A 20,578-nucleotide genomic window follows, 5' to 3' on the forward strand; every position below is an offset into this window, starting at 1 on the left:
GGGATGGGTTCAGCGGCGGCGGGACTGTTCGACGCAGACGGTGCAATCGTCGAAGGCTTGCGGCTTGCAGATGCGGATTTTAACGCCCAGGACGCCGGGAAAATCGCGCAGGATCCGGTCCAGCGACCGGTCCGCCAGGGTTTCCAGCAGGTCGGTGTGGGCGCGGGTGGCTTCTTCCACCAGGGCGGCGCGCAGCAGGCGGTAGTCCAGCACCGTGCCGATGTCGGCATCGTCCACGGGCCGCGAAGCGTCGGTCTCGAATTCCGCGCGGATCGTCAGCGGCTGCGCGGCGCGGCGTTCGTGGTCCAGCATGCCGATGGGGGCCTGGACGCGCAGGTCGTCGAGGATCACGCGCCGGATGGCCCTGTCGCCTTCCGGGCGGCCGGCGCGGCCCGGCGCGTTCACGCGGCCTCCGGGGCGCTGGATGCCGCTTCTCCGGAGCCGGCCCGCCGCAATTGGTGGCGCAGGGCGGCCGGCTTGCCCAGCCGCACCGTGTACTGGCGCAATTCGTCGCGCCGGAAGACGTGCAGGGCCAGGCGCTCGCCCGGCCGGCGCGCGTCCAGCAGGCGGTCCAGGCCGGCTGCGTCGGCGATGCGCAGGCCGTCGGCGGCGATCAGCAGGTCGCCGGCCGACAGGCCGGCGCGGTGCGCGGGACCGTGTTCGTACACGGTGGACAGGCGCAGGCCCGCCGGGTCGGCCTGGGTGCGGACGCCCAGCGCGGGGCGGGCGTTCTCGGGCTGCGCGGACAGTTCGATGCCGGCGCGGGCCAGCGCGGCCTTCAAGGGCACGTCCTCGCGGCCCAGGGCGTGGCGGGCGATGAAATCCGTCACGTCGGCGCCGGTGGCGGCGCGGATCAGGCCGGGCATGGCGTCCTCGGCCACGCCCCGGGGGCGGCCCCGGTAGAAGTCGCGGCCGTAGCGGCGCCACAGCAGGCGCATCACGTCGTCCAGGCTGCGCGCGCCGCCGGACTGGCGGCGGATTTCCAGGTCCAGGCCCAGGGCGACCAGCGCGCCCTTGGTGTAGTAGCTGACCAGGGCGTTGGGCGAGTTCTCGTCCTGTTTGTAGTAGCGCGTCCAGGCGTCGAAGGAGCTTTCCGCCACGGACTGCTTCAGGCGCCCTCCGGCGCGCCGCACCTGGTCCAGGGTACGGCCGACCTGCTTCAGGTAGGCGGGTTCGTCGATCACGCCCGCGCGAAGCAGCATCAGGTCGTCGTAATAGGACGTGAAGCCCTCGAACACCCACAGCAGTTCCGTGTGGTTGGGGCGGCTTAGGTCGTAGGGGACAAAGGCGGCGGGCTTGATGCGCTTGACGTTCCAGGTGTGGAAGTATTCGTGGCTGAGCAGGCCCAGGAAGGTGACGTAGCCCTCGGGCGCCTCGCGGCCCCGCGCGGGCAGGTCGGCGCGGCGGGTGATCAGGGCCGTGGACGCGCGGTGTTCCAGGCCGCCGTAGCCGTCGCCCGTGACCGTCACCAGGAACACGTAGCGTTCGGCGCCGTCCAGGAACGGCGCGCGGCGGGTGTCGGGTTCGAACAGCTCGATCTGCGCGGCGCAGATCTTCTGCGCGTCGGCGGCGATGCGCTCCAGATCCAGGCCGGGGACCCGGCCGGTGAACACCAGGTCGTGCGCCGCCCCATGGGCTTCGAAGCTGACGCACTGGGGCGTGCCGATCTCGACGGGATGGTCGATCAGCTCGTCGTAGTCGCGGGCCCGGTAGAGGCCGAAGCCGCGCGGGGGCGCCGCGTCCGGATGGCCGGCGGCGGACGGCAGGCTGGTGTGGACCTGCCAGCCGCGCGCGTGGGCGGGCGGGCGCAGGTCCAGCAGGCAGGGCTGCGATTCCTGGCCGACGGCGGCCAGGAACAGGCTGCAGCCGTTGAAGAAGGCGTGGCTTTCGTCGAAGTGCGCGCCCCGCACGGACAGATCCCAGGCGTAGACCTGGTAGTCCACGGTCAGCGGTCCCGCGCAGGGGGCGCAGCGCCAGGTGTGGCTGTCGGTCTTGCGCGCGGCGACCGGGGCGCCGCCGGACGAGGCCTGCAAAGTTTCGATCTGTCGGGCAAAATCACGGATCAGGTAGCTGCCCGGGATCCAGGCGGGCAGGCGCAGGACCTGGCCGGCGGGATCGGGGCGCGGGACCGTCAGGCGGATGGCGTAGCGGTGCCCGGCCGGGTCGGCCAGCCGCACCTGGTACTGGATCATCTGTTCGTCTTTCACATTTTTCATAGCGGTAGTTTACTTTGGAGGCATCATGAGCGAATCGTTCGTCAAGGTCGAGGTCCGGGGCCGTGTCGGCCTGCTGACCCTGAACCGTCCCCAGGTCCTGAACGCCCTGAGCAACGAGGTCATCGATGAGCTGTCGGCCGCCGTGCGCGCCTTCGAGGCCGACGACGGCATCGGCGCCATGGTGCTGACCGGCAGCCAGAAGGCCTTCGCCGCCGGGGCCGACATCGCCGCCATGTCGGACTGGTCCTACATGGACGTCTACAAGGCCGACTACCTGGGCGGCAACTGGGATGCGCTGCGCCGCGCCCGCAAGCCCATCATCGCGGCCGTGTCCGGCTATGCCCTGGGCGGCGGCTGCGAGCTGGCCATGCTGTGCGACTTCATCATCGCCGCCGAGAACGCCAAGTTCGGCCAGCCGGAAATCAAGCTGGGCGTCATCCCCGGCTACGGCGGCACCCAGCGCCTGCCGCGCGCGGTGGGCAAGGCCAAGGCCATGGACCTGGTGCTGACGGCCCGCATGATGGACGCCGCCGAGGCCGAGCGCGCCGGGCTGGTGTCGCGCATCGTGCCGGTCGATCGTCTGCTGGACGAGGCCCTGGAAGCCGCCGCGACGATCGCCTCGATGCCGCTGCCCGCCGTGATGATGGCCAAGGAATGCGTCAACCGCGCCTTCGAGGCCACGCTGGACGAATCGCTGCTGTTCGAGCGGCGCAATTTCCACGCCCTGTTCTCCACGGAAGACCAGAAGGAAGGCATGCGCGCCTTCGTGGAAAAGCGCAAGCCGGACTTCAAGCACCGCTAGGGTTCGCGGGGCCCGGCCATCCCGCGGATGGCCGGGCCTAGCCCGAATGGCCGATCGGCCATTCGTCCCTTACGGGCGCGCCGGAAAACCCTTATCGTCACCGGATACAGATTGTCGTCAATGACCTGATCCTGGTTACGGAGGGCGCGATGACTGAAGTGCAACCGACACATGGCCGCGGCGAGGTCCCGGCCGTTCCGCACGGACATCCGGGCGCGGACGCGCGGCGCGCGGCCGATCCGGCCGGCCGCAAGGCGTTCCGCAAGGCGCCGGCCCATTGGCCCCTGCTGGCGGAGATGGACCGCTACCTGGCCTGGGGACGGCGGGCGCCGCTCGCACGGGACGGTGGTCCGGACGCGGCGCGATGAACATCCTGACCCTGTCGGGGGTGCGCGGGGGCGGGGGCACCACGACGGTCGCGGGGATGCTGGGGGACGCCCTGCACACGCTGGGCCAGCGCGTGCTGCTGGTGGACTTGAATGCCTCGGACCTGCTGCGCCTGCATTTCGACGTGGCGCATGGAGACGATCATGGCTGGGTGGCCGCCGGTCTTCCATCCGAATGGCGGCGGCAGGCGTTCGAGCTGGCGCCGGGGCTGATGCTGGTGCCGTTCGGGCGCGCGGCCATCGAGGATTCCGGCGTGTCGCCCCTGCTGCATGGCGATGATTTCTGGGTGCGGGCCCTGCCCGGCCTGGCCGGGGATTTCGACTGGGTGCTGTTCGATTGTCCGCCCTATCCGGGCCGCCAGGCGCCCGCCCTCAGGTTCCACAGCACGCTGGACGTGCGGGTCGTCCGCCCGGACATCGCCGCCCATGTGCTGCTGGCGCAGATCGGCCTGGACGAAACCAGCCACCTGCTGATCAACGACTTCGATCCGTCCCGTCCGCTGGAGCGCGACGTCGTGAAGGACTGGCGCCGCCACTATGGCGCGCGCGTGCTGCCGCAGGCCATTTGCCGCGACGAGCGGCTGCACGAGGCCTTGGCGTGCAAGCAGCCCGTCACGCGCTACAGGCCGGACGCCGACGCCAGCCAGGCCGCCCTGGCCATCGCGCGATGGTGCCTGTCGCCTTAGTGTGAACAGGTCCTAGGCCGCCGTCGTATCGCGTTGCGCCATTCCGGGGGGATCCCGCCACCCCAGCGTGGCGCCGCGCGATACGGCCGCGTAGACCGCGGCGTTGCGGCTGTTGACCGCCAGGCGCTGGTAGAGCGCTTCGGCGTGCGTCTTGGCGGTCGCCACCGAGATGTTCAGTTCCCGGCTGATCTTCTTCAGCGGATAGCCCTTGGCCAGGAGCACCAGCACTTCGTACTGGCGGTGCGTCAGGTGCAGCAGGACGGCTTCCCGGGAGACGAGTTCCCGGGTGATCGTCTGGACCCCGCCCTGCGGCGCGACCGGCGCGGGCTCGGCCTCCGGAAGGCGCAGGAGGTTGTCGGGCTGGGGGGTGTCGTGTCGGACCGCTGGGGGGGCGCCCTGGTGGTCGTACCAGCGCCGTCTCGGCTGATCGCGGCCGTCCGGCTGCAGGGCGGCGGCCTGGCGCGCATCGGGGTGAGGAAAGCATTTTCCGCCGGCCAGGACGAGCATGACGGACGTCTTCAGCACGTCCGGCGAGGCGTGCTTGGAAATGTACCCGGCCAGCATGGGGGGCAGGTTGAGCAGCGAATAGGGCAGGGTCGGATCCTCGGACAGCAGCAGGAGCCGGCGCGGCGCGTGATGTTCCTGCGCCGCGGTGACGAGTTCGAGCATCCGGTCGTAGGCATCCGGCACCGACAGCAGCATCAGATCCGTGTCCGTGCGCCGCGGCGTACTGTGGAACAACTGCTCGTAGTCGATGCCCGTGCTGGTGAGGGCGCAGTCGAGCGTCCTCAGCAGCGTCAGGAGGCCCATGCGCAAGAGCGCGTTGGGCTCCACTACAGTGATGGTCACCATTGTGAAGCTCCCTTCCGAAGGACCTACGCCGCACACGGTGAGGCGAGTGGTTATTCTTTATCTCAGGATACGTTTTGGCAATCCTTGATTTGCCATGCGTGACTCATCTTTCCGTTCGTAACCAATCTCCATGAATCATTGTTGCATTTGTATGAATTCGTCGATGGGTGCGGGGCCGCGGGCGAAGTCGATCATGCTGATGCGGCCTTCGTCGGTGTGGTGGATGAGGACCGCCCGGCTGGCGCGCAGGACCTGGAGCTGCGCGGCGCTGACGCCGAAGTGGCCCGCCAGCGCGGCGGACGGCGTGTCGCCCGGCGGCTTGCGCCGGTCCAGGCCGCTGAAGCGCACGGCGTTGTAGCAGGCCCAGGCGGCCAGCAGCAGCCCGATGCAGGCCGACACCAGCGCGTAAGCCAGCAGGGCCTGCGCGTCGGGCAGCAGCCGGGACACGGCGGGTCCGGCGGCGCGCGCCGGGGCCGCCAGCAGGGACCGGACGCCCGACACGAATAGGAAGCCGAACGCGGTCCATGCCAGTGCCGTGAGCAGGCCGTCGATCGCGGCGGCGAGGGCGGAGCGGGGGGTCTTGACGATCATCATGATGTGGGCGCCTTGATGCCGCGGTCGGGGCTTTGCCAGCGGGCCCGGGCGCGGCGGCGCCTGAGCATGACCCCGGGAAAACTGCACAGCGTGGTGAGCAGGCTGATCATCCAGTAGGCCAGGGGATACCAGATCACCCAGTACAGCGAACGGAACAGGCCGCGTTCGTAGCGGTGGTCGATGAAGACGCTGACGCAGAATTGCAGCAGGCAGGTCGCGGCCAGCGCCATGCCCGTGAAGGCGGGCGGCACCAGCGTCTCGACGCGGATGTGGCCGGGCAGGGCCACGAACAGGCCGGCCGCCCACAGCGCCAGGGACAGGGCCAGGGCGAAGGCCCAGATCGTCGAAACGCAGTATTCCAGCGCCATGGGCCAGAGGCGGCGATGGCGCCAGGCCCGGATGCCCGGGACGTTCTTCAGGAAGACTTCGGCGCCCCCCCGCGCCCAGCGCAGCCGCTGCTTCCACAGGCCGCGCAGGGTCTCCGGCATCAGGATCCAGCACAGGGCACGCGGCTCGAAGAAGATCGACCAGTGGTCGCGCTGCAGCTTCCAGCTGATGTCGATGTCCTCCGTCACCATGTCCAGGCTCCAGTACCCGACCCGGTCCAGGGCGCCGCGCCGGAAGGCGGCCACCACGCCGGACACGGTGAAGACCTGGCCGTAGACGCGCTGGGTGCGCTTGATCAGGCCTACGATGGATGAGAATTCGCCCACCTGGACCCGGCCGATCAGCGTGGACCGGGTGCGCACGCGCGGGTTGCCGGTGACCGCGCCGACCCGGGGATGATCGATCATGGGGGCCACCAGGTAGGCCGCGGCGTCGCGCTCCAGGATGGCGTCGCCGTCGATGCAGACCAGGTACTCGCCGCGGGCCGCCAGCGCGCCCATGCGCAGGGCCATGGCCTTGCCCTGGTTGCGGGCGAGATGGATCACGCGCAGGCGTGCGTGCGCATCGGCCAGCCGGTCCAGCATGGCGCCCGTGCCGTCCGTGGAGCCGTCGTCGATGGCGATGACCTCCACCCGCGGATAGCGCTGGTCCAGGGCCGACAGGACCGTGTCGGCGCCGTGCTCGGCCTCGTCGTGGCAGGGGATCAGGATCGAGATCCGCGGCTGCCCCCGCAGGTGCGGCGGGGCGGTCTCCGGTCCCCAGGGCCAGCGCCGTTCCCAATGCAGCCAGTAGTACAGTCCGCCGAACATCCACAGGCCCGACATGAACAGGGGATAGAAGAAGACGAAGTCCAGGATCAGGTCGCCCGTCCACAGCAGGGCTGCCCCGAAGGGCGCGCCCGCGACGAGGCACAGGATCAGGAGGGCGAGCAGTCGGTCCGTCATCGCGGGTGCTCCTCAGCGGTGGGGATACCAGGCGGTCGAGATCGCGGGCCGGATGGTTTCCAGCGCCGGCCGGTCCCGCGCGAAATCGTCGGGGTAGTAGCCGAAATGCCGGGCGCCGGCGCGCTGCAGGCGCCGCATCCATTCGGCCAGGAGGCGGCTGTCCACGGGCGGCTGGCCCGGCCGGCTCCAGTCGCGGGCCTGGAGCTCGAACACGGTGCGCTCCAGCGCGCCCGGGCGCCGCCGGATGGCCGCGACCAGGCGGTCGAGCCAGGCGTCGGACCGCGCGGCGGGAACCCGTTCCATCAGCGGCATGGCCATGGGCACGGTCCAGTCGTAGGCCCGCAGGAAGTCGTCCGGGTCCTGCGCGTACCAAGCCTCGCTGGCCGGGTTCAGGATCGGTTCGGCGTACAGGTTGCGGGCGGTCTTCACCTGCGGCCCGCGGATGGCGCGGACGCGCCGCGCCAGTTCGAGGGTGAAATCGGTCAGCGCGCGGCTCTTGAAGCGGGTCCAGCGCCGCAGGGTGTCCGGATCGGCGCGCAGCGCCGGGATGGAGTCCGGCAGGCCCGCTTGCCGGTAGGCGGCGAGCGCCGCGGGGCCGGCGTCCTCGAAGTCGCTCAGCACGGCGTCGTCGTGGAACAGGATGCCGTCGATCGGCGCGGCGCGCGCCATGTCCTCGTACAGGTCCGCGATGGCCGCCCGGGCCTTCGGGTCGAAGGGCGACAGCCTGCGGTACTGCGCGGGATCCGGCCCGGGGGCGTCGTCCGGGTTCCCGGAGTCCCGGACGACGCGGGCGATGCCGGGTGCCAGGTCGAAGCTCAGGACCGGCATCCAGGCGTAGACCTTCACGTGGGCGCGGTTCCGCAGCTGCCAGACGACGCGGTTGAACAGGTCGGCGCGCATGGGCAGCCGGCGGTTGGGGAAATAGACCGAGCGCGCCAGTCCGTCGCCCTCGGGATCGGCGTAGGCCTGCAGGAAGACCGTGCCGATCCGCAGGTCGGCGATCCGCTGCACCAGGGTGCCCAGGTTCCTGTCCGTCTGGGCGGGATCGGGGTCGTAGACGTAGTCCAGGTCCACCTGCGCCACCCGGAAGTCGCCCCGGGATTCGGCGCCCAGCACGGATCGCGCGAATTCCCGCATGTCGGGCGAATCCGTCACCAGCATGCGGGGCATGGACAGGGGGGCGTCCGCGGCGCCCAGGCCCTCGTCCAGGGTCAGGGCCATCCGGTATCCCTGGCCGCGGATGATGTCCAGCGCCTCGCCGCTGGCGGCGCCGTAGGGCCAGACCCAGACGCGGGGCGCCTTGCCGGTCGCCTGGCGGATCTTGCGCGTGATGCGCCGGACGTCGTCCGCGATCCGCCGCCGGTAGGCGGCGTCGGTCTCGTAGGCGTGCGTCCCGGCGTCGTAGCGGCGCGTGGCGGCGGCCGGCTCCTCGTTGCCCTGGGGGTTGGCGGGGATGCCTTGGTGCAGGTCGTCGCTGTGCGAGGCGATCTCGACCAGGCCGGATCGGGCCATGTCCCGGACGTCCTCCCAGGTGGCGAAGCGGTCCCGGGGCACTTGCAGGTCGCCGAAGCGCACGGGCTGGCCGGCCGGCGTGTCGATCCAGCGCCCCACGGGAGCCCAGACGGCCGGCCAGCCCATGGCCTTCAGGATGGGGAAGACCCGGCTGCGGAAGCTGCGGTAGCCGTCGTCGAAGCTGAGCAGCACGGCCCTGGGCGGCAAGGGTTCGCCGCCCCGGCCGGCGGCCAGGATCCGGTCGACGGACACCGCCTGGTAGCCGTTGTCCCGCAGCCATTCGAGCTGGGCGACGAGCTGGTCCGTGCGCACGGCGAGGAAGCGCTGGTCGGGGTCGTCGTCCTCGACGTCGTGGTAGGCCAGCGCCAGCACGTGGTTGGCGGGCCAGGGCCGGTCGACGCTGGCCACGGGCCGGTCGGCGGGCGGCGCGAACGCCGGGATGTCGCGCGCGCAGCCGGCGCACAGCGCCAGGCAGCAGGCCAGGAGGAACAGGCGCGGGCCGAAGGTGCTGGATCGTGGCATGGCGGGCTCCCGAGTCAGAACCGGACCGTCACGTCGACGAGGACGCTGAAGCTGCGCTCGCGCTGGCCGTCGTAGGGCCGCGAGGTGCCCGAGGCCAGGAAACCGATCTCGAACGCGCGGCCGAGGCTGTAGCGTTGGCCGTAGCCCAGGGTGTAGAGGCCGCCCGTGCCGTGCCCCTGTTGCGCATAGGCGCCGGCCGCCAGCAGGAATTGCTGTTCCCAGCGGGTCTCCTCGTGCTGGTACAGGGTGTGCGTCACGCGCAGGGCCGGCAGGATCGTCAGGTCCGACCTGGGGTTGAAGTACGGCGCGTCGTCGGCCGTGTTGCGGGAGGCGGACAGGTCCAGCAGCGCGTCCACCCGGACCCGGGGGGTGGTGTACAGGCGCTGGCGGCCGGACAGGCCGGCCTCCAGGCGGCGGTTGCCGTCGGAGAAGAAGGAGGGCGTCAGGGTCAGGGTCCATTCCCGGCGCTCGTCGCCGCGCCAGCGCAGGGAGGCGCTCAGGCTGTTGGCTCTGATGTCGTGCTTCAGGGCCCGCAGCGGCGTGTCGCGCGACAGCAGGGCGGCGCCGGCGCCCGCCCGCCAGTGATCGTCCAGGTCCACGAAGGCCGAGAGCGCCGCGCCGGCCCGGGTGCCGTGGCCGTAGCGGTTCCCGGAGGCTTCGGCCAGGGCCGTCAGGTCCCGGCCGCGCCATTCGAGGCCCGCGCGGGCCCAGGCGTAATGGCCGTTGCCTTCGTCGAACCGGCCTTCGGAATAGCCGCTGCCGGCGAACACGCGCCAGTTCTCGCCGATGGGCGGCGAGTACAGCACGGTGTCGACGCTCGCGTCGCGGCTGCCCAGCACCGGGCCGCCGGAGGCCGTGCCCCGGCTGGCGGTCGTCCGCCATTCGGCCTGCTCGTGCGCGGCCCATTCCCGGTTCAGCCGCCGCACGGCGGGGTCCTCCGGGACGCGGGCCGTCAGGTCGTCGCGCAGCAGCTTGGCCTGGCGCCATTCCTGCAGGGCGAGGGCGGTTGCCGCCTGGCCGGTCTCGACCTCGACGGACCGGGGCGCCTGGGTCTCGGCGATCTTCAGGTCCAGCTCGGCCCGGCGCGGGAGTTCCCGGGTTCGCCAGGCCTCGGCCCGCGCGACGCGCAGGCTGGTGTTGCCGGGCGCCTCCTCGACCATCCGGTCCAGTTCGGCCTGGGCCTTCGGCGTGTCGTCCCGGTACAGCGCGCCCAGGGCGTGGGCCAGCTCGGCGTCCAGCTTCGCGGGATTGGGGCGGCGCACGGGGTTGCCCTTGTACAGGATCCAGGTGGGCGGCGCGGCCAGCGCCCGGTCCAGTTCAGCGCCGGCCGCGCCAGCCTGGTCCGATTCGGACAGCGCGTAGGACAGGCCGATGCGGTCGGCCATTTGGGCCGCCTCGTCCTGGCCGGCGGAGGAAGCCAGGGACTGCCGGAACAGGGGTACGGCGTCTTCCGGCCGGCGCAGGGCCAGGTACGCGCTCGCCACGTCGCCCAGCACGTAATCCGGGACGGGAGCGCCATCCGCCCGCATGGATTCGTAGCTGGCCGCGAGGTCCCGCATGCGGCCACGCGCGCGCAGGGCCTGCAGGCGGTCCGCCTCGGCGCGCCGCACGTCGTCGCGGGCCTGCGGGCCCAGGGCGCGCCATTGCGGGATCAACTGGCCGTACAGGGCCAGCGCCCGGTCCGCCTGGACGTAGCGGTCGGCTTCGCCCCGGGCGTCGGCCGACGCGGTCCGGGTCAGCCGGGCCGCGACGTCGGCCTGCAGGGATCGGGTCTGCGCCGGGCTCAGCAGGCCCGGATGCGCGGCGGCCAGATGGAGGGCGCTTTGCGGCAGCCGCGCATCCCGCAGGGCCAGCACGTAGGCGCGCACGACGTAAGGACGGTTCGGGGCCAGGGAGTAGGCCTGGGATGCGTGCTCCAGAGCCGCGTACGGTTCCGCGTTCCGGCCATGCGCGTAAGCCAGCGCGAGATGCGCATCCGGATCGTCGGGGCGGTGCGCCACGAGGGCCTTGCCGCGTTCGATCGCTTCGTGCGGGCGTCCCGCGTCCGCCAGGGTCATGACGTGTCCGTAGGCGAACGTCGCCTGGCCGGGAAACCGCCGTTCTCCCTGGCTGAACAATCGGATGGCCGATGGCCACTGTTGCGTGTCCCGGTATGCGCGCGCCACCGCTTCCAATGCGGGGGCGGGCAGCGTCGCGGGCGATCCGGCCCGTTCGTACGCCCGCAGGACGGCGGTGGCTTCCTCGCCGGTGGCGGGAAGTGCCAGGAGTGTGCAAAAAGTAAATGCGGCGAAGCGCAGGGCGTGGTTCACGGCGGGTCTCATGGCATGGAGATGTCAATGAGAACGGGGGCAGTCGAAGCGATAAGCGCCCGCCGGGACACCCTGGGAGAAGATGAGAAGCTCGATCCGGCATTGATCGCGGGCGCCGAGCGACATGGAAAATTGCGTCAGCGCGGTCGGCCGGTCGGCCGGAAGGTCGACGGAACCGCTCTGCATGATCCGCGAGGAGCCCGAAGGCCCTTGCCTGATGGCCTGGATCCGGTAGTCGATCGCGCGGTGCTCCGGACTCCGGACGTAGGGCACGATCATGCCGGCCTGCGCTCCGGTCCCGCTGTCCAGCCATACCTGGAGGTTCAGATCCGCCGCCATCATGACCATGCTCCGGAAGAGGGGAAAAACATCTCTGGCGGGCCATGGAGGCCCCGCCAGAGATCCTGGCGCGAAGGCCCGCGGACTTACCAGCCCGTCTGGTTGAACGTGGCGGTGTTGCCGTACCCGATCTGCACCGCCGTGGCGGAGAGATTGGAGCCCGTCTGCATCACGGTCGCCGAGTTGACCCACCCGTCCTGGTACAGGTCGGCCGTCTGGTTGCTCCCGTACTGCTGCGTCACCGTGCTGGTGTTCTTGTAGCCGGCCTGGACGATCTTCGCGTCGGCATCGTGGGTCCATTTCTGCGTGACGTCGGCGGAGTTGTTGACGCCGCTCTGGTAGATGTCGGTCGTCACGTCCAGGCTGTGTTCCTGGTTGGAGTTCGCGACGTTCTTCCAGCCTGTCTGGACCATCTTGGCGCTGGCGTCGCCGGTCCATTTCTGCGTGACGCCGGCCGAGTTGTTCACGCCGTCCTGGTAGATATCGGACTGGGCGTTCACGTTGTGGCTCTGGTCCGTGTTGACCACGTTCTGCCAGCCCTTTTGCACGACCTTGGAACTGACGCCCACGTTGTCCGACTGTTTCGCGTTGGCGTAGTTGTTGTAGCCCTTCTGGTAGATGTCGATCTGGGCCGTGCCGAAGAAGTTGTTGGACTGATTGGCCTTGGCCACGTTGCTCGCCTCGATCTGGGTGATGAGCGCGGTGGCGTTCCCGTTGTATGCCTGCGTGATCTCGGCGTCGTTGTTGAAGCCGTTCTGGTAGGTGTTGCCGGTGCTGCCGGCGAAGGCCGCCGTGCCGGCGAAGGCCAACGCAAGACCGGACGCCAGTGCGCAAAGAGAATGTTTCATGTTGAAGCTCCTTGAGTCGACAAGACCAGTGAGGGAAAAACGCTGTCCGGCGGTCTTGGAACCGGGCGTCGTCGAAAGAAAAGGTTCGAGTGCGTCAGCGATACACGGAAAGCTTCAGGCCGCTGCCGATCTGGGTGATGGGCGCCAGCGGGCCCGGCGTGGTGAGCGTCACCGACAGCTGGTTGAAGTTGCCGATCTGGTTCAGGTTCGCGTAGCTGTTGCTGGCGTATTGCTCCAGCCGGCCGCGGTTGGATACGCCGGTCTGGTGGATTTCGCCCCAGATCCCCATTCCGGCCTGGATGATCTGGGCGTCGTTGTTGGCCCCGGCCTGCTGGATCACGGCCGTGTTGCCCGCGCCGGACTGCGAGGTGTATGCCCGGTTGCGGATGCCGTCCTGGAGGATGGACGCCGCGGAATCGGCGCCCTGCTGGTTGATTTCGCCGGTGTTCAGGCCGCCTCGCTGGGTGATGTGCGCCCGCACGCCGGCGTTGACCAGTTCAAGGGGCGGCAGTTCTCCGGGGGAGGAAAGATCGGAGCCGGCGCCGTGGCTGGCCGGGGGCGCGGCGCTCAGCAGGGCCGCGAGCCCCAGGCTCAGGCAGATGCGGCCGAGAGGTGGGCCGAAACGGGAAAGGGAGGATGTGTTCATGGCGCGCTCCTGGCGGGCAAGGCCGTGTTCAAGGCGGTTATTGGGTCTGGTCCGGGGTGGCCGCGGTGTCCGTGTCGACCGCCTGGCGCGGCGTCACCGTCACCACCTCGCTGTTTTCGGCGGCCAGGTAGCGCTGGATCAGCGCGCTGTTCCAGTCCGCCGGATTCTTCAGGCGCCACCGGTTGTGCTTGATGCCCTGCACCGTCAGGTGCATGACGGCGGCGTCGATGGCTTCTTTCACGGCCAGCTGGGCGGGCTCGTTGTGGGTGTAGCCCCCCTCGATCTCCAGCAGGTCGTAGTAATTGACGAAGCGGAAATAGCTCGGATGGATCTCGTACGAGAAGATCGCCTTGGTGGTCGAGACGCTGTCCAGGATTTCGCCGGTCGTGACGTCCACGGCCCGCAGGCTGATCGTGACCTGGTCGACGCTGTATTGCGTGGTCATGCCGATCCCCAGGAACTTCGCCCCCAGGCCGCCGGTCCTCGTGTTGGTGTCGTAGGCGATCACGCCGCCCTCCAGGATGATGGAGGCGGGCAGCAGGTTCGGGACTCCGCCGCTGTTCTGCTTGCCCTCGTCCACGGCCCGCAGCACCCGGCGCTCGGTCAGCAGGGATTGCAGGCCCTCGCGCTCGACGGGGATGTACCAGCCGGAGTCCTTCAGGGCCTTCATCAGCATCGACGCCGCGCCCTGGGTCACCGCCGTGGAGAACGCGCTGCTGGGAGAAGGCTTGTATTGGCCGGTTTCGTCCCGGAAACCGTAGACGGCGGCCACGATCTTTTTCTGCGGCGGGGGCAGCTGCAGCAATGCGGTGGCCGACGGGGTCGGGGGCGTCAGCTGCGCCTCGTTGGAAACATTGGCGGGCTTCTGGATCGCGCACGCGGACAGGGTCAGCGCCAGTACCGGGGCGATCCATGCGCCGCGCACCGACGTGAATGCGCGGGCTCCAGGCGTCTTCAGGGTGTCCATGGCAGGCCTTTCCGGTTCCGGGTCAGTTGATGGGGGTGTTGCCGGCATCGGCATTGCCGAGATCGATGGGGTGCGAATTGCCGTTCAGGTCGACCCAGTAGAGCTTGTCGCCTTTCTGGATCAGGAAGCCGTTGTCGGTCTGCAGGATCTGTCCGATGTTGTCCAGGCCGAGATCGTCCATGGGGTAGGGATATCGCTTCTGCGCCTGCGCGCTCTGCAGCAGCGTGGGACCGTTCAGCGGGTTGCCGCCGAAGCTGGGGTTGACCGGGGCGTAGAGCAGCTGTCCCGCCGATGCGGGCGGCGATGCCCAGGGCAGCGCGATCAATGCGCCCAGGAGGATCGCGGCGGGTCTGCCGGACCCGCTGCGAGGGTTGCGTGTGGACTGGCTCATTTACATCTCCTCGGGCCCTAGATCGGCGTTCTGGATGAACTGCCTTTGGGCATTGATGATGTCGATGTTCTCCCGGACCGCCTGGACGACTTCCCGGCTCTGGTCCTTGGCCCGCGAGCGGGCCGGGGACAGGAACGTGTGGAAGACGGTCTGATCCAGGTAGCTGATCCAGATCTCGCTGCCGAACTGCGCGGTGGGGCGTTCAATGATCGTCATCGTGTCCTGCGAATCCGGGTACAGCGCCTGCCACACTTGCGTGAAGTTGCTGTAGAAGTCCCACCCCATCACGGTGACGGTGCGGTTGATGATCAGGCCCTTCAGGGGGTCGGTGTTGATCCGCCCTTCATCGAGGTTGCGCCTGGGCGGCTCAGGTTCCTGCGCCGCGACCAGCGAGGTCAGCAGCGACATCATCACCAACGCGAAGCGGAACTCGTCGAAAAACACAGCGATCTCCCCGATGGGTCACGTTTTTTTCCGAACGTATCGAACTGTGATCTGTGGGGAAATGTTAAGAGTCCGCCCGTGCGGGACCTATAGGCCGGAGGCGCTACATCATTTTCCGGGTGGGGGGCCGGCCGGCCGTCGGGGAAACGGCGTAGTCCGTCGGGGCGGGCGGGGCGCGAGACAGGGGCGACCGATCTAGGCTAAAATGGTGCGCCTTTTGGGGTGGCGTGCTGAACGCCAGGCCAAAAAAAGCTATAATTCAATGGTTTGACTGCTATCGCCTTGCGCCAAGAGCGCCGGGCTGTGAACGGACTTTTATGGGTGATCGGTCCGCATCGGATCCGCGCTGTGGGTTGGATGACGGGTCGTCCGGTTCGCCTGGCACACTGGTGCTCGGCGAGGCGGAGCGCGCGCTGATCGCACGCCGTTCGCGAGTCGGCCTGTTTCGGGCGCTGGCGGCGCAGGCATTCACGGGAATGCTGGTGGTGCTGGGCGCCTGGGGGATTGCGGGGAAGGACGCCGGGGTTTCCGCCCTGATCGGAGCGGGGGCCTATTTCGTACCCAATACGCTGTTCGCCTTGCGGCTGCTGCTGGGATACTTCGGGCCGAAACGCCCGGGATCGCTCGCCTTTTTCTGGGGCGAATTCCTCAAGCTGCTGATCGTGGCTGGAGTGGTGGTCCTGGTGGCGTGGCGGTGGGGCGGCTGGCTGAACTGGCTGGCCTTCCTGCTGGGCCTGCTGGGTGTCATGAAGGGGTACGTGGTGTTGCTGGCCTTGCGCCGCCTGCCATGATTTGAATACGAAAAAGGGTTTCCGATGACCGACGCTGTAACGACGCCTCAGTCCGAATACATCCAGCACCACCTGGTCCACCTGAACAATCTCGGGCACAAGCAGGACATCATCGCCAACTTCGACGTCGTCAACTACGACTCGCTGTTCTGGTCGATCCTGATGGGCGCCATCGTCATCTTCTTCCTCTGGCGCGCCGCGCGCCGGGCCACCACCGACGTGCCGGGCCGCTTCCAGATGGCCATCGAAATGCTCGTGGGCATGGTCCACGAGGAAGCCAAGGGCATCATCCCCAACGAAACCACGCGCAAGTTCGCCGCGCCGCTGGCCCTCACCGTGTTCCTCTGGATCACGCTGATGAACACGCTCGACCTGATCCCCGTCGACCTGGCCGCCTGGATCTTCCGCGTCACTGGCCTGGGCGCCGATCATTCCGATCCGCTGTACTATCATCGCATCCTGCCGACCGCCGACCTGAACATCCCCATCGGCATGTCCCTGGGCGTGCTGGTGCTGATGCTGTACTACGGCATCAAGATCAAGCACCCGGTCGGCTTCGTCAAGGAACTCTTCACCGCGCCCTTCCACGCGCACGGCATCGCCGCGCTGATCCTGGCGCCCTTCAATTTCCTGCTGAACCTCATCGAATATGCGGCCAAGTGCGTGTCGCTGGGCATGCGGCTGTTCGGCAATATGTATGCGGGCGAACTGCTGTTCATGCTGATCGCCTTGCTGGGTGGTGCCTGGACGGGGGCGAATGCTTCCAGTATCAGCCTTGCGCTCGGGCACGTGCTCGCCGGTTCGGCATGGGCGATCTTCCACATCCTGATCGTGCTGCTGCAGGCGTTCATCTTCATGATGCTGACCCTGGTGTATATCGGGCAGGCGCACGAAGGCCACTAAAAATTCGCCCGGGGTTTCCCGGGCGGGCTCGCGGGGCTTGCCCTGATTTCTGGTTTTTTGATTTTTTGACTAAACAACGTTTACTTACCAAGGAGTTGTTATGACCAACGTTGCATTCGTTGCTCTCGCTTGCGGTCTGATCATCGGTCTGGGCGCCATCGGCGCTTGCATCGGCATCGGCATGATGGGCGGCAAATACCTCGAAGCCTCCGCTCGCCAGCCCGAACTGATGAACACCCTGCAGACCAAGATGTTCCTGCTGGTCGGCCTGATCGACGCGGCCTTCCTGATCGGCGTTGGCCTGGCCATGCTGTTCGCGTTCGCCAACCCCTTCGTGGGCTGATGACGGCGCAGGCCTGGGCTTTTTGCCGCAGGCCAGGGGTTCGTCGGCGGCCTGCGGGCCGCGGACGGCCGGATTAGGTGCCTTGCGGAATCGCCGCAAGGCACGAACGGGTAAATTAGGAAAACGACCGTGAATTTAAACGCGACTCTCTTTTTCCAGATGATCGTGTTTTTCGTTCTGGGTTGGTTTACGATGAAATTCATCTGGCCGCCCCTTACGAAGGCAATGGATGATCGTCGCCAGAAAATCGCCGACGGTCTGGCCGCCGCCGAGAAGGGCAAGGCCGATCTGGCCCAGGCCCAGGCCCGCGTCAGTCTGATGGAGGCCGCCTCCAAGACGGAAAACCATGCGCGTCTGGCCGAAGCCGAAAAGCAGGCCGCCGCGCTGATCGACCAGGCCCGCCGCGAAGCCGAAGCCGAAAAGGCCCGGATCGTCGCCCAGGCCCGTCAGGACGCCGCCCAGGAAGTCCAGCGCGCGCGTGAAACCCTGCGCGCCGAAGTGGCCGTGCTGGCCGTCAAGGGCGCCGAGCAGATCCTGCGTCGCGAGGTCGATGCCAAGGCGCACGCCGAGCTGCTCGACCAGCTCCAGGCGCAACTCTGAATCAGGGCGAGTCATGGCTGAACTATCCACTATCGCGCGGCCCTACGCCGAGGCCCTGTTCGAATCCGTGCGCGGCGACGCGCGCGGGCTCGAATATTGGTCCGGCGTGATGTCGCTGCTGGCCCAGGTGTCCGGCATGCCCGACGTGCTCGAGGCCATGGCCGATCCGCGCCTGTCCGATGCGCAGCGCGCCGAACTGCTGACGGGCCTGGTGCCCCAGGAACTTCCCGCACAGGCGGCCAACCTCGTCGCTCTGATGGTCGAGAACGGCCGCGTCCAGGCGCTGCCCCAGGTGGCCGAGCAATTCGAACTGCTGCGCAACCGGCTCGAGGGCACCGCCCTGGCGCGCATCACCAGCGCCTATCCGCTGAACGACGCCCAGGTGGCCGGCCTGCTGCAGGGGCTGGAGCGCAAGTTCGGCCTCAAGCTCAAGTCCCAGGTGACGATCGACCCGGAACTGATCGGCGGGGTGCGCGTCGCCGTCGGCGATCACGTGCTCGACACTTCCGTGCAGGCCCGGCTGGCCGGTCTGCGCGATACGCTGGCCGCGTGATGGCGGGCCAACCAACAGGATTCCAGGAGTCTTACCATGCAACTTAACCCGTCCGAGATCAGCGAACTGCTGAAGAGCCGCATCGAAGGCCTGGGCGCATCCACCGATGTCCGCACGCAGGGCACGGTCGTATCCGTCACCGACGGCATCACCCGCATCCACGGCCTGTCCGACGTGATGCAGGGCGAAATGCTCGAATTCCCCAACAACAGGTTCGGCCTGGCCCTGAACCTGGAACGCGATTCCGTGGGCGCCGTGGTTCTGGGCGACTACGTCGGCGTCTCCGAAGGCGACGCCGTCAAGACCACCGGCAAGATCCTTTCCGTGCCGGTCGGCCCGGAACTGCGCGGCCGCGTGGTCGACGCGCTGGGCAACCCGATCGACGGCAAGGGTCCGATCAACGCCAAGGAAACCGACGTGATCGAAAAGGTCGCGCCCGGTGTGATCGCCCGCCAGTCCGTGTCGCAACCGTTGCAGACCGGCCAGAAGGCCATCGACTCCATGGTGCCCGTCGGCCGCGGCCAGCGCGAGCTGATCATCGGCGACCGCCAGACCGGCAAGACCGCCGTGGCCGTCGACACCATCATCAACCAGAAGGGCAAGGGCGTCACCTGCGTGTACGTCGCCATCGGCCAGAAGGCTTCCACCATCAACAACGTGGTGCGCAAGCTCGAAGAACACGGCGCTATGGAATACACCATCGTCGTGGCCGCCGCCGCGTCCGACTCCGCCGCCATGCAATACCTGGCCGCCTACTCGGGCTGCACCATGGGCGAATACTTCCGCGATCGCGGCGAGGACGCCCTGATCGTGTACGACGACCTGACCAAGCAGGCCTGGGCCTACCGCCAGGTGTCCCTGCTGCTGCGCCGCCCGCCCGGACGCGAAGCCTATCCCGGCGACGTGTTCTACCTGCACTCCCGCCTGCTGGAACGCGCCGCCCGCGTGAACGCCGAATACGTGGAAAAATTCACCAACGGCGCCGTCAAGGGCAAGACCGGCTCGCTGACCGCGCTGCCGATCATCGAGACGCAGGCCGGCGACGTGTCCGCCTTCGTGCCGACCAACGTGATTTCCATCACCGACGGCCAGATCTTCCTGGAAACCGACCTGTTCAACGCCGGCATCCGGCCCGCCATCAACGCCGGCATCTCGGTGTCGCGCGTGGGCGGTTCGGCCCAGACCAAGGTCGTCAAGAAGCTCTCGGGCGGTATCCGGACCGACCTGGCCCAGTACCGCGAACTGGCCGCCTTCGCGCAGTTCGCCTCCGACCTGGACGACGCCACCCGCCGTCAGCTGGAACGCGGCAAGCGCGTGGTCGAACTGCTCAAGCAGCCCCAGTACCAGCCGCAGCAGGTCTGGGAACTGGCGGTCGCCCTGTATTCCGTGAACAACGGTCACCTGGACGACCTGGAAGTCGGCCAGGTGCTGGCCTTCGAAAAGGCCCTGAAGGACTACCTGAAGGCCAAGCACGAAGCCCTGATCCAGCGCATCGAAGACGTGAAGGAACTCTCCAAGGAAGACGACGCCGCCCTGGGCGCCGCCATCCAGGAATTCAAGAAGCACGGCACGTTTTAAGTAGCGCCCGGGGCGCGCGACGCGCGTCCCGGACAGCCCTGACAGGATAGTGGAATGGCCGGAATCAAGGAAATTCGAACCAAGATCAAGAGCGTGCAAAACACGCGCAAGATCACCAAGGCGATGGAAATGGTCGCCGCATCCAAGATGCGCAAGGCGCAGGACCGGATGCGGATGGGTCGTCCCTACGCCACCAAGGTGCGTGCCATCGCGGCCCACCTGATGCAGGCGAACCCGGATTACACCCACCCCTACATGGTGGAACGCCAGAAGCTGTCGTCCGTGGGCGTCGTGCTGGTCACCACCGACAAGGGTCTGTGCGGCGGCCTGAATACCAACATCTCGCGCCTGGTGCTGGCGCGGATCAAGGAATTCGAGCAGCAGGGCGTGCGCGTCCAGGCCACGGCGCTGGGTTCCAAGGGCCTGGGCCTGCTGAACCGCGTCGGCGTCAACGTGGTGTCCTCGGAAGTCCAGCTGGGCGACGCGCCCAACCTGGAACGCCTGATCGGCGCCATCAAGGTCCAGCTCGACGACTTCGTCGACGGCAAGGTGGACGCGGTCTATCTGGCGACCAGCCGCTTCGTCAACACCATGAAGCAGGACCCCAGCTTCATCCGCCTGCTGCCGCTGCCCTCGGGCCTGGAAGATCCCTTCCAGACCGGCTCCCAGGACGAGGACGCCCTGAAGAGCCAGTACGGCTGGGATTATCTGTACGAGCCGGATTCGCAGACCGTGATCGACGAGCTGCTGCTGCGCTACGTCGAGGGCCTGATCTATCAGGCCGTGGCGGAAAACATGGCCAGCGAGCAGTCCGCCCGGATGGTCGCCATGAAGGCCGCGTCGGACAACGCCAAGAAAGTCATCGGCGACCTCCAGCTGGTCTACAACAAGACCCGCCAGGCGGCCATCACCAAGGAAATTTCGGAAATCGTGGGCGGCGCCGCCGCGGTCTGATCGACGCAAGC

23 protein-coding genes are annotated in these 20,578 nt (G+C 68.2%); 10 read left to right on the plus strand and 13 right to left on the minus strand.

Annotation, left to right across the window (positions count from 1 at the left end; genetic code table 11):
• Nucleotides 1-9: 9 nt before the first annotated feature.
• On the minus strand, nucleotides 10-405 hold the full coding sequence (locus ACFO27_RS10735; protein WP_376817330.1) for a dihydroneopterin aldolase: 396 nt from the start codon (nucleotides 403-405) through the stop codon (nucleotides 10-12).
• Nucleotides 402-2,216, minus strand: coding sequence for a M61 family metallopeptidase (locus ACFO27_RS10740; protein WP_376817331.1), 1,815 nt, complete (start codon nucleotides 2,214-2,216; stop codon nucleotides 402-404). Before ACFO27_RS10740 ends, ACFO27_RS10735 begins: the two co-directional genes overlap by 4 nt.
• A 25-nt stretch (nucleotides 2,217-2,241) precedes the next feature.
• On the opposite strand from ACFO27_RS10740, the gene ACFO27_RS10745 reads away from it, so the two are divergent.
• From ACFO27_RS10745 to bcsQ, 3 genes are all read left to right on the plus strand, one after another.
• Nucleotides 2,242-3,018, plus strand: a complete 777-nt coding sequence (locus ACFO27_RS10745; RefSeq protein WP_376817332.1) for an enoyl-CoA hydratase — start codon at nucleotides 2,242-2,244, stop codon at nucleotides 3,016-3,018.
• 149 nt (nucleotides 3,019-3,167) lie between these two features.
• Nucleotides 3,168-3,386 (plus strand): hypothetical protein, encoded by a 219-nt coding sequence (locus ACFO27_RS10750; protein ID WP_376817333.1) that lies wholly within the window; start codon nucleotides 3,168-3,170, stop codon nucleotides 3,384-3,386.
• Nucleotides 3,383-4,090 carry a cellulose biosynthesis protein BcsQ gene (bcsQ, locus tag ACFO27_RS10755; RefSeq protein ID WP_376817334.1) on the plus strand — a complete coding sequence of 236 codons (708 nt, stop codon included), beginning with the start codon at nucleotides 3,383-3,385 and terminating at the stop codon, nucleotides 4,088-4,090. Before ACFO27_RS10750 ends, bcsQ begins: the two co-directional genes overlap by 4 nt.
• Nucleotides 4,091-4,102: 12 nt before the next feature.
• On the opposite strand, the gene ACFO27_RS10760 is transcribed toward bcsQ, so the two are convergent.
• From ACFO27_RS10760 to ACFO27_RS10810, 11 genes are all read right to left on the minus strand, one after another.
• Nucleotides 4,103-4,942 (minus strand): response regulator transcription factor, encoded by an 840-nt coding sequence (locus ACFO27_RS10760; protein WP_376817335.1) that lies wholly within the window; start codon nucleotides 4,940-4,942, stop codon nucleotides 4,103-4,105.
• A gap of 135 nt (nucleotides 4,943-5,077) precedes the next feature.
• Nucleotides 5,078-5,536 carry a poly-beta-1,6-N-acetyl-D-glucosamine biosynthesis protein PgaD gene (pgaD, locus tag ACFO27_RS10765; RefSeq protein ID WP_376817336.1) on the minus strand — a complete coding sequence of 153 codons (459 nt, stop codon included), beginning with the start codon at nucleotides 5,534-5,536 and terminating at the stop codon, nucleotides 5,078-5,080.
• On the minus strand, nucleotides 5,533-6,867 hold the full coding sequence (pgaC, locus tag ACFO27_RS10770) for a poly-beta-1,6-N-acetyl-D-glucosamine synthase (RefSeq protein WP_376817337.1): 1,335 nt from the start codon (nucleotides 6,865-6,867) through the stop codon (nucleotides 5,533-5,535). The genes pgaD and pgaC overlap by 4 nt, the downstream gene beginning before the upstream one ends.
• A 12-nt stretch (nucleotides 6,868-6,879) precedes the next feature.
• Nucleotides 6,880-8,901 carry a poly-beta-1,6-N-acetyl-D-glucosamine N-deacetylase PgaB gene (pgaB, locus tag ACFO27_RS10775; RefSeq protein WP_376817338.1) on the minus strand — a complete coding sequence of 674 codons (2,022 nt, stop codon included), beginning with the start codon at nucleotides 8,899-8,901 and terminating at the stop codon, nucleotides 6,880-6,882.
• A gap of 14 nt (nucleotides 8,902-8,915) precedes the next feature.
• The gene (gene pgaA, locus ACFO27_RS10780; protein WP_376817339.1) at nucleotides 8,916-11,210 is read right to left on the minus strand and encodes a poly-beta-1,6 N-acetyl-D-glucosamine export porin PgaA; all 2,295 of its coding nucleotides are present in this window, start codon (nucleotides 11,208-11,210) and stop codon (nucleotides 8,916-8,918) included.
• Between the two features lie 24 nt (nucleotides 11,211-11,234).
• Nucleotides 11,235-11,552, minus strand: coding sequence for a curli-like amyloid fiber formation chaperone CsgH (csgH, locus tag ACFO27_RS10785; protein ID WP_376817340.1), 318 nt, complete (start codon nucleotides 11,550-11,552; stop codon nucleotides 11,235-11,237).
• A gap of 83 nt (nucleotides 11,553-11,635) precedes the next feature.
• Nucleotides 11,636-12,397, minus strand: a complete 762-nt coding sequence (locus tag ACFO27_RS10790) for a hypothetical protein (RefSeq protein WP_376817341.1) — start codon at nucleotides 12,395-12,397, stop codon at nucleotides 11,636-11,638.
• A 94-nt stretch (nucleotides 12,398-12,491) separates the two neighbouring features.
• Nucleotides 12,492-13,043 carry a hypothetical protein gene (locus tag ACFO27_RS10795; protein ID WP_376817342.1) on the minus strand — a complete coding sequence of 184 codons (552 nt, stop codon included), beginning with the start codon at nucleotides 13,041-13,043 and terminating at the stop codon, nucleotides 12,492-12,494.
• A 37-nt stretch (nucleotides 13,044-13,080) separates the two neighbouring features.
• Nucleotides 13,081-14,010, minus strand: a complete 930-nt coding sequence (locus ACFO27_RS10800; RefSeq protein WP_376817343.1) for a CsgG/HfaB family protein — start codon at nucleotides 14,008-14,010, stop codon at nucleotides 13,081-13,083.
• A gap of 22 nt (nucleotides 14,011-14,032) precedes the next feature.
• Nucleotides 14,033-14,401, minus strand: coding sequence for a curli assembly protein CsgF (locus tag ACFO27_RS10805; RefSeq protein WP_376817344.1), 369 nt, complete (start codon nucleotides 14,399-14,401; stop codon nucleotides 14,033-14,035).
• A complete protein-coding gene (locus tag ACFO27_RS10810) occupies nucleotides 14,402-14,845 on the minus strand; it encodes a CsgE family curli-type amyloid fiber assembly protein (protein WP_376817345.1) in 444 nt (147 codons plus the stop codon). It abuts the gene before it with no gap.
• A gap of 389 nt (nucleotides 14,846-15,234) precedes the next feature.
• Here ACFO27_RS10810 and ACFO27_RS10815 point away from each other — a divergent pair, with 389 nt between their 5' ends.
• From ACFO27_RS10815 to atpG, 7 genes are all read left to right on the plus strand, one after another.
• Nucleotides 15,235-15,636 carry an ATP synthase subunit I gene (locus ACFO27_RS10815; RefSeq protein ID WP_376817346.1) on the plus strand — a complete coding sequence of 134 codons (402 nt, stop codon included), beginning with the start codon at nucleotides 15,235-15,237 and terminating at the stop codon, nucleotides 15,634-15,636.
• Nucleotides 15,637-15,660: 24 nt separating this feature from the next.
• Nucleotides 15,661-16,539, plus strand: a complete 879-nt coding sequence (gene atpB, locus ACFO27_RS10820) for a F0F1 ATP synthase subunit A (RefSeq protein ID WP_376817347.1) — start codon at nucleotides 15,661-15,663, stop codon at nucleotides 16,537-16,539.
• Between the two features lie 100 nt (nucleotides 16,540-16,639).
• Complete coding sequence (atpE, locus tag ACFO27_RS10825; protein WP_043684944.1) at nucleotides 16,640-16,882, plus strand: F0F1 ATP synthase subunit C; 243 nt, start codon at nucleotides 16,640-16,642, stop codon at nucleotides 16,880-16,882.
• Between the two features lie 129 nt (nucleotides 16,883-17,011).
• Complete coding sequence (locus tag ACFO27_RS10830) at nucleotides 17,012-17,482, plus strand: F0F1 ATP synthase subunit B (protein ID WP_376817348.1); 471 nt, start codon at nucleotides 17,012-17,014, stop codon at nucleotides 17,480-17,482.
• A gap of 13 nt (nucleotides 17,483-17,495) precedes the next feature.
• Complete coding sequence (locus ACFO27_RS10835) at nucleotides 17,496-18,035, plus strand: F0F1 ATP synthase subunit delta (RefSeq protein WP_376817349.1); 540 nt, start codon at nucleotides 17,496-17,498, stop codon at nucleotides 18,033-18,035.
• 36 nt (nucleotides 18,036-18,071) lie between these two features.
• Nucleotides 18,072-19,613, plus strand: coding sequence for a F0F1 ATP synthase subunit alpha (gene atpA, locus ACFO27_RS10840; RefSeq protein WP_376817350.1), 1,542 nt, complete (start codon nucleotides 18,072-18,074; stop codon nucleotides 19,611-19,613).
• Between the two features lie 54 nt (nucleotides 19,614-19,667).
• Nucleotides 19,668-20,567 (plus strand): F0F1 ATP synthase subunit gamma, encoded by a 900-nt coding sequence (atpG, locus tag ACFO27_RS10845; RefSeq protein WP_376817351.1) that lies wholly within the window; start codon nucleotides 19,668-19,670, stop codon nucleotides 20,565-20,567.
• Nucleotides 20,568-20,578 lie beyond the last annotated feature (11 nt).

This window comes from Castellaniella denitrificans, assembly GCF_042653765.1.
Classification (GTDB): Bacteria; Pseudomonadota; Gammaproteobacteria; order Burkholderiales; family Burkholderiaceae_B; genus Castellaniella; species Castellaniella denitrificans.

Bases quoted from the DNA above. Each gene is read 5' to 3' on its own strand.
- ACFO27_RS10740 (WP_376817331.1), bottom strand. From the start codon at position 2,216: ATGAAAAATGTGAAAGACGAACAGATGATCCAGTACCAGGTGCGGCTG.
- ACFO27_RS10745 (WP_376817332.1), top strand. From the start codon at position 2,242: ATGAGCGAATCGTTCGTCAAGGTCGAGGTCCGGGGCCGTGTCGGCCTG.
- ACFO27_RS10750 (WP_376817333.1), top strand. From the start codon at position 3,168: ATGACTGAAGTGCAACCGACACATGGCCGCGGCGAGGTCCCGGCCGTT.
- bcsQ (WP_376817334.1), top strand. From the start codon at position 3,383: ATGAACATCCTGACCCTGTCGGGGGTGCGCGGGGGCGGGGGCACCACG.
- ACFO27_RS10760 (WP_376817335.1), bottom strand. From the start codon at position 4,942: ATGGTGACCATCACTGTAGTGGAGCCCAACGCGCTCTTGCGCATGGGC.
- pgaD (WP_376817336.1), bottom strand. From the start codon at position 5,536: ATGATGATCGTCAAGACCCCCCGCTCCGCCCTCGCCGCCGCGATCGAC.
- pgaC (WP_376817337.1), bottom strand. From the start codon at position 6,867: ATGACGGACCGACTGCTCGCCCTCCTGATCCTGTGCCTCGTCGCGGGC.
- pgaB (WP_376817338.1), bottom strand. From the start codon at position 8,901: ATGCCACGATCCAGCACCTTCGGCCCGCGCCTGTTCCTCCTGGCCTGC.
- csgH (WP_376817340.1), bottom strand. From the start codon at position 11,552: ATGATGGCGGCGGATCTGAACCTCCAGGTATGGCTGGACAGCGGGACC.
- ACFO27_RS10790 (WP_376817341.1), bottom strand. From the start codon at position 12,397: ATGAAACATTCTCTTTGCGCACTGGCGTCCGGTCTTGCGTTGGCCTTC.
- ACFO27_RS10795 (WP_376817342.1), bottom strand. From the start codon at position 13,043: ATGAACACATCCTCCCTTTCCCGTTTCGGCCCACCTCTCGGCCGCATC.
- ACFO27_RS10800 (WP_376817343.1), bottom strand. From the start codon at position 14,010: ATGGACACCCTGAAGACGCCTGGAGCCCGCGCATTCACGTCGGTGCGC.
- ACFO27_RS10805 (WP_376817344.1), bottom strand. From the start codon at position 14,401: ATGAGCCAGTCCACACGCAACCCTCGCAGCGGGTCCGGCAGACCCGCC.
- atpB (WP_376817347.1), top strand. From the start codon at position 15,661: ATGACCGACGCTGTAACGACGCCTCAGTCCGAATACATCCAGCACCAC.
- atpE (WP_043684944.1), top strand. From the start codon at position 16,640: ATGACCAACGTTGCATTCGTTGCTCTCGCTTGCGGTCTGATCATCGGT.
- ACFO27_RS10835 (WP_376817349.1), top strand. From the start codon at position 17,496: ATGGCTGAACTATCCACTATCGCGCGGCCCTACGCCGAGGCCCTGTTC.
- atpA (WP_376817350.1), top strand. From the start codon at position 18,072: ATGCAACTTAACCCGTCCGAGATCAGCGAACTGCTGAAGAGCCGCATC.
- atpG (WP_376817351.1), top strand. From the start codon at position 19,668: ATGGCCGGAATCAAGGAAATTCGAACCAAGATCAAGAGCGTGCAAAAC.